This is a genomic window from Negadavirga shengliensis (assembly GCF_042652345.1).
GTDB lineage: Bacteria > Bacteroidota > Bacteroidia > Cytophagales > Cyclobacteriaceae > Negadavirga > Negadavirga shengliensis.
Genome location: NZ_JBHSJJ010000012.1, coordinates 51,575 through 65,490, shown reverse-complemented (window position 1 = coordinate 65,490; position 13,916 = coordinate 51,575). Strand labels below are relative to the sequence as shown.

At 45.2% G+C, this 13,916-nt stretch carries 12 protein-coding genes; 6 read left to right on the top strand and 6 right to left on the bottom strand.

Going from position 1 to position 13,916, the window contains the following annotated elements:
* The first annotated feature begins 2 nt into the window (after positions 1-2).
* The gene (gene floA, locus ACFPFU_RS18460; RefSeq protein WP_377066804.1) at positions 3-1,016 is read left to right on the top strand and encodes a flotillin-like protein FloA; all 1,014 of its coding nucleotides are present in this window, start codon (positions 3-5) and stop codon (positions 1,014-1,016) included.
* A 197-nt stretch (positions 1,017-1,213) separates the two neighbouring features.
* Here floA and ACFPFU_RS18455 read toward each other — a convergent pair whose 3' ends face one another.
* Together ACFPFU_RS18455 and hemA are read right to left on the bottom strand one after the other, a co-directional pair.
* A complete protein-coding gene (locus ACFPFU_RS18455; protein ID WP_377066802.1) occupies positions 1,214-2,791 on the bottom strand; it encodes a WG repeat-containing protein in 1,578 nt (525 codons plus the stop codon).
* 139 nt (positions 2,792-2,930) lie between these two features.
* Entirely contained in the window at positions 2,931-4,205 is a 1,275-nt protein-coding gene (hemA, locus tag ACFPFU_RS18450; protein ID WP_377066800.1) for a glutamyl-tRNA reductase, read from the bottom strand.
* Positions 4,206-4,408: 203 nt separating this feature from the next.
* Here hemA and ACFPFU_RS18445 point away from each other — a divergent pair, with 203 nt between their 5' ends.
* The 3 genes from ACFPFU_RS18445 to ACFPFU_RS18435 all read left to right on the top strand — a co-directional run bounded on the left by ACFPFU_RS18445 (position 4,409) and on the right by ACFPFU_RS18435 (position 6,462).
* Positions 4,409-5,125: a ComEA family DNA-binding protein gene (locus tag ACFPFU_RS18445; protein ID WP_377066798.1), complete on the top strand. Its 717-nt coding sequence runs from the start codon at positions 4,409-4,411 to the stop codon at positions 5,123-5,125.
* Between the two features lie 48 nt (positions 5,126-5,173).
* Positions 5,174-5,650 (top strand): type I restriction enzyme HsdR N-terminal domain-containing protein, encoded by a 477-nt coding sequence (locus ACFPFU_RS18440; protein ID WP_377066796.1) that lies wholly within the window; start codon positions 5,174-5,176, stop codon positions 5,648-5,650.
* 95 nt (positions 5,651-5,745) lie between these two features.
* Positions 5,746-6,462 carry a Crp/Fnr family transcriptional regulator gene (locus tag ACFPFU_RS18435; protein ID WP_377066794.1) on the top strand — a complete coding sequence of 239 codons (717 nt, stop codon included), beginning with the start codon at positions 5,746-5,748 and terminating at the stop codon, positions 6,460-6,462.
* An 8-nt stretch (positions 6,463-6,470) separates the two neighbouring features.
* Here ACFPFU_RS18435 and ACFPFU_RS18430 read toward each other — a convergent pair whose 3' ends face one another.
* The 4 genes from ACFPFU_RS18430 to ACFPFU_RS18415 form a co-directional block, all read right to left on the bottom strand.
* Positions 6,471-7,163, bottom strand: coding sequence for a 3-keto-disaccharide hydrolase (locus ACFPFU_RS18430; protein WP_377066792.1), 693 nt, complete (start codon positions 7,161-7,163; stop codon positions 6,471-6,473).
* Positions 7,164-7,258: 95 nt separating this feature from the next.
* Complete coding sequence (locus ACFPFU_RS18425; RefSeq protein WP_377066790.1) at positions 7,259-7,966, bottom strand: gluconate 2-dehydrogenase subunit 3 family protein; 708 nt, start codon at positions 7,964-7,966, stop codon at positions 7,259-7,261.
* 14 nt (positions 7,967-7,980) lie between these two features.
* Complete coding sequence (locus ACFPFU_RS18420; RefSeq protein WP_377066788.1) at positions 7,981-9,720, bottom strand: GMC oxidoreductase; 1,740 nt, start codon at positions 9,718-9,720, stop codon at positions 7,981-7,983.
* A gap of 136 nt (positions 9,721-9,856) precedes the next feature.
* Entirely contained in the window at positions 9,857-10,537 is a 681-nt protein-coding gene (locus ACFPFU_RS18415; protein ID WP_377066786.1) for an arylesterase, read from the bottom strand.
* A gap of 115 nt (positions 10,538-10,652) precedes the next feature.
* Between ACFPFU_RS18415 and ACFPFU_RS18410 the strand changes: the two genes are divergently transcribed.
* Positions 10,653-11,330, top strand: a complete 678-nt coding sequence (locus ACFPFU_RS18410; RefSeq protein WP_377066784.1) for an ABC transporter ATP-binding protein — start codon at positions 10,653-10,655, stop codon at positions 11,328-11,330.
* A 19-nt stretch (positions 11,331-11,349) separates the two neighbouring features.
* Positions 11,350-13,845 (top strand): ABC transporter permease, encoded by a 2,496-nt coding sequence (locus ACFPFU_RS18405; protein ID WP_377066987.1) that lies wholly within the window; start codon positions 11,350-11,352, stop codon positions 13,843-13,845.
* Positions 13,846-13,916 lie beyond the last annotated feature (71 nt).

Sequence of the window (13,916 nt, the reverse complement as noted above, 5' to 3'; positions counted from 1 at the left end):
TTATGGACTTATCTAATTCTGCCTTTATTCTTATTTCGGCTTTTGCAGGCCTTATCCTGCTTTTCATATTTCTTTATTTTGTTCCGGTGAACCTTTGGATCACAGCTATCTTTTCCAATGTAAAAGTGGGTTTACTGGAATTGGTGGGTATGCGTATCCGAAAAGTACCGCCCAGTGTGGTGGTCAATTCGCTTATCACCGCTACCAAAGCGGGCCTTAACCTTTCTACCAATGATCTGGAAACCCACTATCTTGCCGGGGGCAATGTGCCCAACGTAATCAGGGCACTTATTTCGGCCGATAAGGCAAATATAACCCTTTCATTCAAACAAGCTACGGCAATAGACCTCGCTGGCCGGGACGTGTTTGAAGCTGTCCAGATTTCGGTAAATCCGAAAGTGATCAATACGCCCAACGTTGCTGCGGTTGCTGCTGACGGGATACAATTGATAGCCAAAGCACGCGTAACCGTCCGGGCTAACATCGCCCAGCTGGTAGGCGGCGCCGGTGAGGAGACCATTCTGGCCAGGGTAGGCGAGGGGATTGTTACCTCCATAGGATCTGCCCATAACCACAAAAGTGTTCTGGAAAACCCTGACAAAATCTCCAAATTGGTGTTGGAGCGGGGTTTAGATGCAGGTACGGCTTTTGAGATTCTTTCCATTGATATCGCGGACATAGATGTTGGTTCCAATATCGGGGCAAAACTTCAGATAGACCAGGCCACGGCGGATCTGAAAGTAGCTGAAGCAAGGGCCGAAGAGAGAAGGGCCATGGCCGTGGCATTGGAACAGGAGATGAAGGCCAAAAATGTGGAAATGAAAGCCAAGGTGACGGAAGCGGAAGCGGAAATTCCCAAAGCCATTTCAGAAGCTTTTCGTTCCGGTAATCTTGGTATTATGGACTACTACAGAATGGAGAATGTGAAATCCGATACGGGTATGAGAGACTCTATCGCTAATGCGGATACGGATAAGGGCTCTGACCGTCCAAAAGGGGGGGATAAATCCAAATAGCAATATTTTATGTACTTGAGTTCGATTGACCTTACTGCATATGGTTTCCAATCCTGACTGGGATTTTGCCATGGTTTTAGCTTGGTCCCCCCACAGGAACCCAGATCAAAAATCCCGTAAATTTACCCCCCTACTGTTTAAAATCTTCGAGGTTTGAGTTGAACTCAGGGTTATAGGGTTAAAAAATCAAAGGGGCTTTATGCCCCTTTCTTGTTTCTTTTCTTCCGGTTGTCCTCTTCCTCCGGTTCTTCAATTATTATTTCATCACTTTTAGCCAGGATTTTCTCGGTTTCACTGTCAAAAAGGATTTGGGAATAAAACAGAGGAAGAGAATAGTCGCCGTTTTCCTTCATGATACCATAGCGGTCGCCTATCCGTATGAGAATCCGGTCATAATTTTCTCTTCTGATTTCATCAAATTTAGGCGTGGAGATCTCCTCACCCATGGGGTTTACCAGTCCATAAAGCCCCATCTCTTCTGTGAGGTAATAATTTTCATCAGTAAGGCAGATTTTATCATAATAGTTCTCCAGCACTTCTTTCCCTTCTTTATTGATGAGGTTGTATTTTCCGTTTTTCTTTACCACCGAAAATCCTCTGAAAAATTCACCGACTTCATCGAAGTAATAAGGGATCACGATCCGGTCGTCCTTGTCGACATATCCCCAGGTTATTCCCATTTTCACGCCGGCAAGTCCCTCAGAAAATCTCCTGACTTCATCAAAACGGGATGGGATTTTAACTTCGCCGGCTGCATTGATGAATCCGTACTGTTCCCCTATGCGGGCCCCGAAAAGACCTTCGCTGCCAGGGGACAGGTTTGAAGCAGTGAGGGTAGGGGGCACTTCCCATCTTCCGTTCTGGTTCAAAAGCCCGGTTTTCCCGTCTCTGAAATGGACATTATAGTGATTTCTCCCGGTTCTTTTTACACTTGTCATTCCTGTGATATCCAATAGGATGCCATCATTTTTCATGATTCTGCGCAGTTTCCCATGGATGTATTCCAGCATCACATCATTTTCTATCGCAATGCGGTGATAGCTTGTATACCTTATATCTGCCTTATTGGTCTGGGCCTTTATGAGCATGTATTCATTGCCGTTATGGGCAAAAAAATGGTTGCCTTCCAGGTGTTGGATTTCCTCTATAATGGGGTCAAGTATGTATTCCCCGTCACGGTTTATCAAGCCAAAGCCAGAGGGTTCCCTGGCAATGATAAACTCAACACTTGGATCTTCCAGATGTTCATAAAGCCGGTTTGGCTCTTCGGAAAGCGGCAGAAAATACCCCTGAGGGGTTTTGGCTATTACCTGACCGTTTTTCGCAAACCGGGCAGATTCAAAAGCCCCCAGCCTGACCGTTTTTTTTGTCCCTCTGTCATAGACAAAAAACTGATTGTCTTTTTGACTTAGCAACAAGTTGTAATAGTTCTCTATTCTATCGTACTCCGGTTTTAGTACTTCATCCCCATACTCATGGAAAGCCCCCAATTTGCCGCCGTTTTTCACGATGACCCATGGCTCGAGATACTGGTATATCGAAGAATTATCTATCGTGGCAAAGGATTCATACTCCTGACTGAGTAAATTCAGGTCGTCACCCACAGCGTTGACCCTTAAGGCACTTCCAAGTATATTCAGATTCCCGTTTTCTATTTTTCTGATGAGCCGATAATCCCGGTCAAATATTTCCCAGGTCTGTGCATGAACGCTTGGTGAAACCATACCCAAAATGAATAGGAATGTCAGGTTTTTTAGGGTAAAGTTCAGAGACATATATCTTTTAGTTTTTCAGAAAATTAAAAAGATTATGCTTTATTTTCAAAAACAAAGGCAATTGTTTGTGAAGGAAAAATCATTTCGGTGGAAATATTTTATAAATGGTCGAAATCGTGATACTGGTAGAAAACCGGCATCATGAATTCTTCGGGGTGCCTTCTTTTTCCAGGTCAAATATGTCGGTGATGATTTCAATCATTTCTTCTGCCTGATCCCTTTTACATGCTGCACGAAGCTGAACCACGGGGACTTTGATGATCTTTTGCATCATGCTTTTCGTGATTCGGTCAATGATCTCGTACTGTTCGGCATCGGCATTTTTCAAATACCTTTCCAACTCCCCTTTACGGATTTGTTCCAGGACATTTTTGAGTTTGTTGATGGTGGGGGATACCATCATCTCCTTTTTCCAGTCATAAAATTCCCGGATACTTTCCGAAATGATGGCTTCAACTTGAGGTATCGCCGCCGTTCGTTTGCTCAGCGTTTCACTGGCTTTGCTTTTGATGTTGTCCACATTGTAAAGCAATACCCCGGGGATGTCTTCCACCAAAGTATCTATACTTCTGGGCACCGACAGGTCTACAAAAAGCTTGTAGCTTTTGATATCAAAAGTACTTACCAGTTTTTTGGTGATAAACGGCTCCGACTTCATTACCGATGAGATGATGACATCGGCTTCTTTCATCGTTTCAAAGCAGTCTTCAAAGGGGATGGCTTTGAAACCATACTCAACGGCCATTTCCTGGGCTTTTGAGAAGGTCCTGTTGGAAACAGATACTTCCGCATCAGGCAGATACACAAGATTCTTGGCAACGTCCTCGCCGATTTCGCCAAGGCCTACCAGCAATACCCTGGGGTGGTGTGTGTTGGAAGTGAGTTCTTCTATCAATTCCACCGCGGCATAAGAAACAGAGGCCGCACCGTCCCGGAATGCGGTTTCCTGTACTACTTTCTTGTTGGTGAAAAATATGGTGTGCATCAGCCGGTGTAAAAACGGGCCCGCCATTTCCATATCAGCACTGGCTTGATAGGCCCTTTTTACCTGGTTGGAAATCTGCATGTCACCGATGACCTGGGCTTCCAGTCCCATCGCTACCCTGAACAAATGGTTGATGGCTTCCTTGTCATCATGAAAAATCCGGAAATACTCAATATATGAAACCGCATCTTCCAACCCCTTTTCCAAACCTACCAATTTGATAATTTCGGTGGAGAGATCCAGCTCATGGGAATAATAGATCTCCGTCCTGTTACAGGTGGATAATATGAGCGTATCTGTCACACTGAAAAATTCCTTAAGCTTACCCAATAAAGAACGGATCGCCGCTTCATCCAGGGAAACCAACTCCCGGATTTCAACAGGTGCATTTTTATAGGATAAACTTAATGCTTTGAATTTATGCTGCATGACAATCTATATTTCCGACTGCAAATTTATTATAGAATAAGGACGAAATAAATGGTCTGAATACAATTTAAAATGTTTCTAAATAATAATCAGCCATTTAGAGGGGTGATTCCCCTGTTTTCCCACTTAACCAGCTACAATAATGCGAATTTTTGCAAAATAATTCCAATATTATTAATTTATGCATCTGATAGGAAAAATCTATGAAATATAAGGTTTTTTATTTTTTCAAAGTATATCTCGGTTTTACTCAAAGAGAGACAAGGGGATTTTTAATGGTTCTGCCCGCCTTGGGGTTCCTTTATGTTTTTCCTTTTCTTGTGGATTGGTGGCTACTGTCCCGATCCGAACAGGATTATGAAATGTATGTGGCAGAAGCCGCCGCATTGTTGGAACCGGAGACAAAAGCATATTCAACGCATCAGGTAAGCGGACATTTTAATGAGCCCCCTGTCTTATCATCGGGGCAGGATTCAGTCAAAATAAAGAGCAGCGGATTGAGGAAAAGGGAAGCCCCTGAACTGAACACGGTTTATTTTCATGAAGTGGACTCAACCCTGTTGCAGATGGTACCCGGCATTGGTCCTGTACTTTCCGCCCGGATTGTGGATTTCAGGGAAAAAGTGGGAGGGTTTTATACAGAGGAGCAACTTTTGGAGGTATATGGCATCAATTCTGAGCTTGCAGAAAAAATTTATGCTCAATTTCCATTTGATAAGCCCGCGCTGAGGAAAATCCAAATCAATAACACGGATTTCCGATCATTGGTGGCCCATCCCTATATCAAAACCGGGGAAGCCAGAGTCATCATCGCTTACAGAGACCAGCATGGACCTTATCAGGACCCGGAAGATCTGTTAAAGATCAAAATCTTCAACCAGCCCTGGGTGGACCGGCTTTCTCCATATCTTGATTTTTAGCCTCTCTGATTATTTTTTTATTCTGAATAAATCCGGGATATTTGAGGGATGGGTGCAGACAGCTTGGCGTATTTGGAATTGGAATTAAACCTGCCTTCCTTTGATTTCAAGATTCATAAAGAGGGAGGTAAGCTGTTTATTTTTGACGTCTTGAGAAAGAAGTTTTTATCATTGACCCCTGAAGAATGGGTGAGACAGCATATCACAAGGTATCTTATAGAATACCTTGATTATCCCAAAAGTCTGATTGTACAGGAAAGAGGCTTGCGGTACAACGAACTTTTGAAAAGGTTTGATGTATTGGTTATGGATAGGCATACCCGTCCCTTTCTCCTCATTGAGTGCAAAGCTCCTGCAATCAGGCTCACCCAGAAAACTGTTGAACAGGTATGCCTCTATAATGCTAAAATAGGAGCGCGTTATTTGGGGGTAACCAACGGCGTCCAACACATTTGTATGCGGCGTGAGGAAAAAGAGGGTAGGTATGTTCAAACACGAAACTTTCCTGACTACATTTTGGGTTAATCAGGCATGCCTCTCGTAATTATGATAGATATAATGACATTGGTCATGTTTTTTTATAATTTAAGGGCATAAATTTGACAAAAATTACAAAAAGTATGATTGACCGGGTTAAAAGTACACCTTGTGAGTTGTGTTTGAGCAGGAAATTTTCGATGTTCTCCAACTTGTCAAATGAGCATCTTTGCAACATTTCGGACAACAAAAATTTCATCTCGCATAAAAAAGGACAGATACTCTACTATGAAAACACGAAGCCTTTGGGGGTTTTTTGTGTGAGCAGTGGGGTAGTCAAAGTTTTCAAAACCGCATCAAACGGCAAGGAACAGATCATCCGTTTGGCCACCAAGGGAGATTTCGTAGGATATACGTCCTTGATAGGAGAAGAAACTTACAGCACTACCGCCACCATTGTGGAGGATGCCAAAATATGTTTTGTGCCGAGGGAGATATTTTTAAAAATACTGACGGAAGACAATAATTTTCATAAAAGACTGACCCAAGCTCTATGCAAGGACCTTGGTGTAATGGAAAGTAAACTCACAGATGCTACACAGAAATCCATCAGGGAAAGGCTTGCACTTACCTTGCTGAAATTAGGGGATTCCTACGGAGTAGATGGGCATACCAACCAAAAACTTGACATTACACTCACCCGGGAAGAAATAGCCGGGCTGGTAGGTACTGCAACCGAGACAGTGATTCGCCTTCTGTCTGAATTCAAAAAAGATGGATTAATAGACCTGCAAGGGAAAAAAATAATACTTCTCGACAGAAAGGGCTTGGTGCGGCTTTCGGATTTCTATGGAGGGTGAGAAGATAATCAGGGGGAAAGCTTGTCGATAGGGGTCAATGTGAGTTTTCGGAATTCAACTTCCGCTCCTTCCGCTTGAACGGCGATTTGTCCTTTGATAGCCGTGGCATTGAACCCTTCATTCACCAAGTCCCCATTTACCCATACTTTAATGCGGTCTTCCAGGCATTCGATAACCATCCTGTTCCATTTTCCCAGCGGCTTTTCCGAATTGTCGGTAAGATTGAGAATTCTGCGGTTTTTCCCTTCCGTGATGCCCCAATCTTCTTTAGGACCCCTTCTTGCTTCCATATCCGGAACTTCGATGTCTTCCACGATGCACCAGAAATCACCGGCATTTTCATGCATCATCTGGACTTCTATAGATTGAGGAAACATGTCGTACAAGGCTCTTGGGGTTGAGGCGTGCACCAATATCCCGCAGTTTCCCGGCTCGCCCGGGAACCGGTACTCGGCCACTATCCGGTAATTGCCGTACTCTTTATCAGTAATCAAGTGACCCAGTGGTTTTCCTAAAGATACCAGCCTGCCTTTTCGGATGATAAATGGGTTAGGAACATCAGGGTTGTTATCCATTTCAGGAACATCCACATGCCAGCCGTCCAGATCTTTGCCATTATAAAGCGATATGGTTTGCGTGTAACCGGAGATCCCGTTAAGAAGAATCAAGCCGGCAAATAGGATATAGACTTTAACATGCATATCTATAAGGGTTTTGGGGAAAGGAAGCGCCTGCGCGAATACCTATGAGAAACCTTCACGCAAGCCGGCTCCAATTTTATGAAAGGCGGGCACTTTTATCCTATAAGATTACCTTCATCGTCCCACTGGGCTATGGTCCCCCTCGTGGATACGTCCAAATAAATATCTTTGTATTTGGGATCATTTTCAAGTCCGTGCTTGGACAGCACTTCTTCAGGTACACCATCCCATGCATTGGGCCGGTTGCCGACATACCCGAGATCCTTGAACCCTTCCTCACTGGTGAAAAAACCGGTTGCAGTCAGGTTTCTCAACATATTGAAAAATCTTACTCCGCTTTCTACTTCCGGTATGGCCTTATCGGGATAGGCGATTTCATCGATGATCTGAATCCGCTGATCCTTTGAAATATCAAGGAATTTTTCTCCGAATAGCTCATCAGCCCGATGGTCCAGCCAAAATAATCCTCCCCGCATCGGGGTTTGGTAGGAGGGGATGTCTTTCATCATGAATTCGATGAAGTCAGGCACTCCGGCATCTGTGGCACTGCCCGAGACATCGTCTGCCGGAATGATGATATCTACCAGCAGGTCAAGTTTTTTCCTTTCTTCCTCGGTGAAAAAAGTCTCTGATTTTAATCTTTCATTGTGGAGAATTTCTTCAGGAGTTCTTCCATAGCTGCCAAACTCACCGATTTTTGGTTCGTGTGGGATGTCTTTGGTTTCCGGACCGCAGCCCGTAAAAAGGAAGCCGGAAGCCAAGGAACCGGTAAACAACAGCTTTAAATTTTCTCTTCTGTTCATAGCCTTTTGTTGTCTTATATGTTTTTCTTTTTCAATTCTTCGATGATGTACTCAGAGGTTCTCCAAGACAGGGCCAAGATGGTCCAGGTCGGGTTTTTGTCTGCCTGGGAAACGAACGGGCCGCCATCCACCACAAAAAGGTTTTTGCAGTCATGTGCTTGGGAATATTGATTCAATACGGAAGTATTGGGATCATCGCCCATGCGGGTGGTGCCAACCTCATGGATAATTCTGCCTGGTTTATGGAGACCGTATTGGTTTTCAGGTCCCGGCTTATTGCCCAGCAAAATGGCACCCATATTCGTGAGGATTTCTTCAAAAGTATCGTGCATGTGCTTGGCCTGTTTTAATTCCTGATCCGTCCATTTGTAATGGAATTTCAATACAGGAATACCATATTTGTCTACCACCTGGTTGTCGATCTCACAGTAATTGTCATATTGAGGTATGCTTTCTCCTCTTCCCGACATGCCTACGGTACTTCCGTAAAATTTCCGGATATCATTCTTCAATCCTTCACCATATCCTCCGCTTGGACCGGGATTGCCGAATTCGTCTTTCACATATTTTCTCATGGTATCCATGCCGCCGCCAAATCCATAGGACGGCATACCCATACCCCCCCAGTATTCTATATGGTAACCTCTTGCAAAATCAAGGTTTTTTTCATTCAGCCACCAAGGTGTATACACATGCATGCCGCCTACACCATCTTCATTATATCGGTCCCTGTCCATCATTTCTGGCAAGATTCCCATCCTGTCTGCTCCGGTGGAATCGTGAAGATACCTTCCCACAATACCTGATGAGTTGCCCAAGCCCTGCGGATGGGTTTTTGATTTGGAATTGAGCATGATGCGGGCTGACTCGCATGCAGAAGCTCCGAGTACAACTACCCTGGACTTAAGTTTGTACTCCTGCATGTCAAGCTTGCTGATATAAGAGACGCCTGTGGCTTCGCCCCTGTCATTGGTAGTGACTTGCCGCACCATGGCAAAGGTGTACAGGTCCACCTTTCCTTTTTTCATGGCAGGCTTTACCAGACAGGTACCTGATGAGAAGTCAGCGTAGACCTGACAGGCCCGGTTACATTGGCTGCAGAAAAAGCAAACACCCCGTTCATCATTAACCGGACGGGTAAGAATGGAGAGCCTCGAAGGAATGACAGGAATGTTGATCTTATCGGCTCCTCTCTTTATATACAGCTCATGGAGTCTCGGTTTGGGTGGAGGAAGAAAAAAACCGTCAGGTTCATTGTTGATCCCTTCTTTGGAACCAAAAACACCAATGAGTTTGTCTACTTTGTCATAATACGGCTTAACATCTTCATAGCCGATGGGCCAATTATCCCCCAATCCATCCAGTTCTTTTCTTTTGAAGTCCAATGGACCAAATCTGAGGGAAATCCTTCCCCAATGATTGGTTCTTCCGCCAAGCATTCTGGATCTGAACCAATCAAATTCGCTTCCACTTCCACGGGTGTAGGGCTCCCCCTCTATATCCCAGCCTCCTATGGCCGCATCAAAATCTCCAAACGGTCTGACGGTACCAGCTCCCCTTCTTGGGGATTCCCATGGGTATCTTAATTGTGTTCTATGCTCTTCTTTGGCCGGATCAAAATCCGCTCCTGCTTCTACCACTGCCACAGTCAGACCGGCTTCGGACAGGACTTTGGATGCCATGCCTCCTCCTGCTCCTGAACCTACGATGATTACGTCATATTCCTCTGTGGAAGTCTGTATATGAATGCTCATGTTTTTTAAATCTTTTTATTTTGGGCAAAAAGTAAGTTAAAATTTTGATATATAAAAACGCTATTATGCTTTCTGTATTACTGGATATCTGAGAGAAGGGCCATTGACCGAATAATGCAAATTTCAGGAAACGTCCTTATAATAGCGGATAAAGCTGTTTCCATACCGTTTCTGCCACAATGCGATGACCCTCTTCCGTGGGGTGTATGCCGTCCGGCAAATTAAGATCAGGGTTTCCAGCGACACCTTCCAAAAGGAAAGGAATAAGCCCAACCTCTTGTTGGGTCATTATTTCTCCGTACATGGATCGGAACGAAGCCGTATATTCCGGCCCCATATTGGGAGGGATTTGCATGCCCGCCAAAAGTATTTTAGTATCAGGATAGCTTGTCTTGACCTTTTCAATGATAGCATTTAGGTTCTTTCTGGTTTCGGTAAGGGCTATCCCCCTGAGGCCGTCATTGGCCCCAAGTTCAAGCACGAAAATATAGGGTTGCTCTTCCAGAAACCAGTCAAGCCGGTTTAAGCCACTTGCCGTGGTTTCTCCACTGAGCCCGCCGTTGATGACACGGTAATCAAGCTCCAAGCTGTCAATTTTATCTTGGATGAGGGCAGGAAAAGCGTCCTCTTCGTCGATTCCGTAACCGGCGGTGAGACTGTTCCCAAAAAACAAAATCAGTTTTTCATTTTCTTGGCGGATTCTGTCGGAGGCTTCCTCACGGACAAGGGTTCCGGTGTTTTTCTTTTCCGAACAACAGAAGAAGGATGACAGCAGCAGCAGGGTCCAAAAAGATCGTATCACTTGTTTGTTTTTCATTTTGTGTTTTCTCCCCAACGATGGACAAATGTTTTTAGCGTTTCCTCATATTATTAAACTAATTACAGGTGTGTTTTTGTTAGCTTTGAAAGAAACATTTTTACCCCGGAATACAATGAGCATTTTAAAAGTCGAAAATTTAACAAAAACCTACCAAAGCGGCAACAGAAAGCTGACCATATTGGATAATGTTAATTTTGAGGTGGCCTATGGAGACAGCCTTTCTATTGTGGGGCCTTCCGGTAGTGGGAAAACCACCCTTCTCGGCTTATGCGCCGGACTGGATGTGGCCACTTCGGGGAGTGTCCGCCTGGATGGCTACTCATTGGAAAGTTTGGACGAAGACAGCCGGGCAGCTTTGCGCAATCAATATGTGGGATTTATTTTTCAAAACTTTCAGCTTTTGCAGACTTTGACGGCATTGGAGAACGTAATGGTTCCGCTGGAACTCAAAAACAGAAAGGATGCAAGAAAAAAAGCCAATGAACTTCTGGAAAAGGTCGGGCTTCAGGATAGGACTACCCACTATCCCAGCCAGTTGTCAGGGGGGGAGCAGCAGCGGGTGGCTATAGCCCGTGCATTTGCCAATGAACCCAAAATCCTGTTTGCGGATGAGCCCACCGGGAATTTGGATACGGAAACAGGCGAACTGGTGGAAAACCTTATCTTTAACCTCAATCAAGATGAGGGAACCACGCTGATATTGGTAACCCATGATCTGGAACTGGCGTCAAGAACCCGACATTCCATACATATAAAAGGAGGAAAAATACAGGAGGTGGTCAGTGGCTGATTGGCGATGGTCGGTTTTGATGGCCCGCCGGGACTTGCGGAAGACAGGTGGGCGGCTGGTGCTTTTCGTCGCCGCCATTATTGTGGGAATCGCTGCCCTGGTGGCCGTTACTTCCTTTGGGGACAATCTGCGTGGCGACATTGACGACCAGGCCAAGGAACTGCTCGGAGCCGATCTGGTATTAAGCAAAAACCAGCCCTTTGATCTGCCCGCAGCCGTGGACACAATGGCCACCTCCGGCGCCATGGAAATCAACTTTGCTTCGATGGTGGTCTTTTCGGGAAAGGAAGAGAGCAGGCTTACGCAGGTAAGGGCGTTGAAAGGCGGTTTTCCTTTTTATGGCAGGTTGGAAACCATCCCCCGGGAAGGGGATCAGGTATTCCGGCTGGGAGGTAAAAGGGCCTTGGTGGAAAAAACGTTGATGGTGCAGTTTGATGCGGAAGTCGGCGATTCCATTAAGGTGGGAAACATCACGTTGGAAATCGTAGGAGAGCTTCAAAAGGTGCCTGGACAAACCGGTATCGCCGCCACAGTGGCGCCGGCTGTGTATATCCCGATGGATCAACTGGAAGAGACTGGACTCATTCAGTATGGCAGCAGGGTCAATTATGTCCATTATTTTCGTTTAAAGGAGGATAAGTCCGTCGATGTGTTGGTGGAGGCTAACAAAGAACAGTGGGAAGAGGCCAACATCCGCCATGAGACAGTGGAATCCCGTAAAGCCTCTACCGGCAGATCATTTCAGAACCTTTCCAATTTTTTGAGCTTGGTAGCATTTATCGCCGTCCTGCTCGGCTGCGTGGGGGTGGCGAGTGCCGTAAACGTATTTGTAAAAGAAAAACTGCCCGCGGTTGCCGTGTTACGATGTCTGGGAGTTCAGTCCAAAGGTATATTGGGTATATATATGGTCCAGATTTTGGTAATGGGGCTGATTGGGTCTATTCTTGGAGCAGCTGGCGGCGTGCTGTTACAATATATACTGCCTTCTGTTTTCAGCGATTTTTTGCCTGTGGAGGTCAGCGTTTCCGTTTCCTGGAAGGCCGTATTCATGGGGACTTTTACCGGTACGCTTATTTCGCTTTTGTTTGCCCTGATCCCGTTGTTAAAAATAAGGACAGTGTCGCCGATGATGACGTTGAGACCCGAAGAGGGTACAGTGGCTTTTACCAGAGACCCTATACGCTGGATGGTGATAGCGGTTATCGTCGCCTTTATGGTATTCTTCAGCTATTTTCTCTTAGGAACCTGGTTACAGACGCTGTGGTTCACCGGCTTCGTGGTATTTGCCTTTTTGATACTGTGGCTGTTGGCGGTGGCACTCATGGGAGGAATCCGGAGATTTCTTCCTGTCGCACTGTTATATCCGATCAGACAAGCCCTGGCAAATTTATACAGGCCCAACAATCAAACCGTCTCCCTTTTGGCCACCATAGGCCTGGGCACCGCCATGATCGGAACCCTGTTTTTTGTACAAAATCAGCTGCTGAATGAAGTCAGGTTTGCCGATAAAGAGGATCAGCCTAATATGTTGTTTTTTGATATTCAAAGCAATCAGGTGAATCCCGTGAAAGAAAGGCTGAAAGAAGAAGGCTTGCCGATATTGCAGCAAGTACCGATAGTGACCATGTCATTAGACGCCATCAACGGCATTAATAAAAAGGAAAATGAGGCATTGGATGAGGAGCAAAGAAGGTCCAGATCCCTGTATAACCGGGAATTCAGGGTGACGTACAGAGATAGCCTTATCAGTTCGGAAAGAATTACCGCTGGGGCTTTGAAAGCGGTTGAAAATCCGGGGGACAGCATTTTTGTTTCCCTGGAAACGGGATACGCAGAAAGGCATAGATTGGCTTTAGGGGACGAGATCCTGTTCAATGTGCAGGGAAGGCCCCTGAAGACCTATGTCGGGAGCTTTAGGGATGTCAATTTCCGACAGGTATCCACCAATTTTTTGGTTGTGTTTCCGGATAAGGTTCTGGAAAATGCTCCCAAATTCCATGTATTGGTCACTAAAACCAAGGATGATTTTCAGGCAGCATCGGTGCAGAACAGGATTGTGAGGGATTTTCCCAACATATCGGTGATTAACCTGGCCATGATCGTGGATACGCTGGAAGAGATTTTAGGAAAGATCAGTTTTGTGATACAGTTCATGGCCCTGTTTAGCATAATGACCGGGCTTTTGGTGCTGATCAGTTCACTGCTGATTTCCAAATACCAAAGGATCCGGGAAAATGTCCTATTGAAAACACTTGGGGCGAGAAAAAAAATACTGTTGGTGATCAATACGTTGGAATACCTGTTTTTAGGTAGTTTGGCCGCAGGAGGAGGGGTTTTGTTATCACTTTTGGCATCCGCGCTTCTCAGTATCTATGTGTTTGAAATACCTTTTAGGATGGAATGGGTACCCTTATTGCTAGTGTTTGCTCTGATCACTGCAGTGACGGTGCTGTTGGGATGGATGAACAGCCTGAGTATCCTCAAGGCGAAGACCATGGAAATTCTCAGGACCTGATTTTGGAAGGTTGGCCCGTTTCATGCAACGATCTATATAAAAGAAATCATTCACGATCGAGCAAGGTTTTT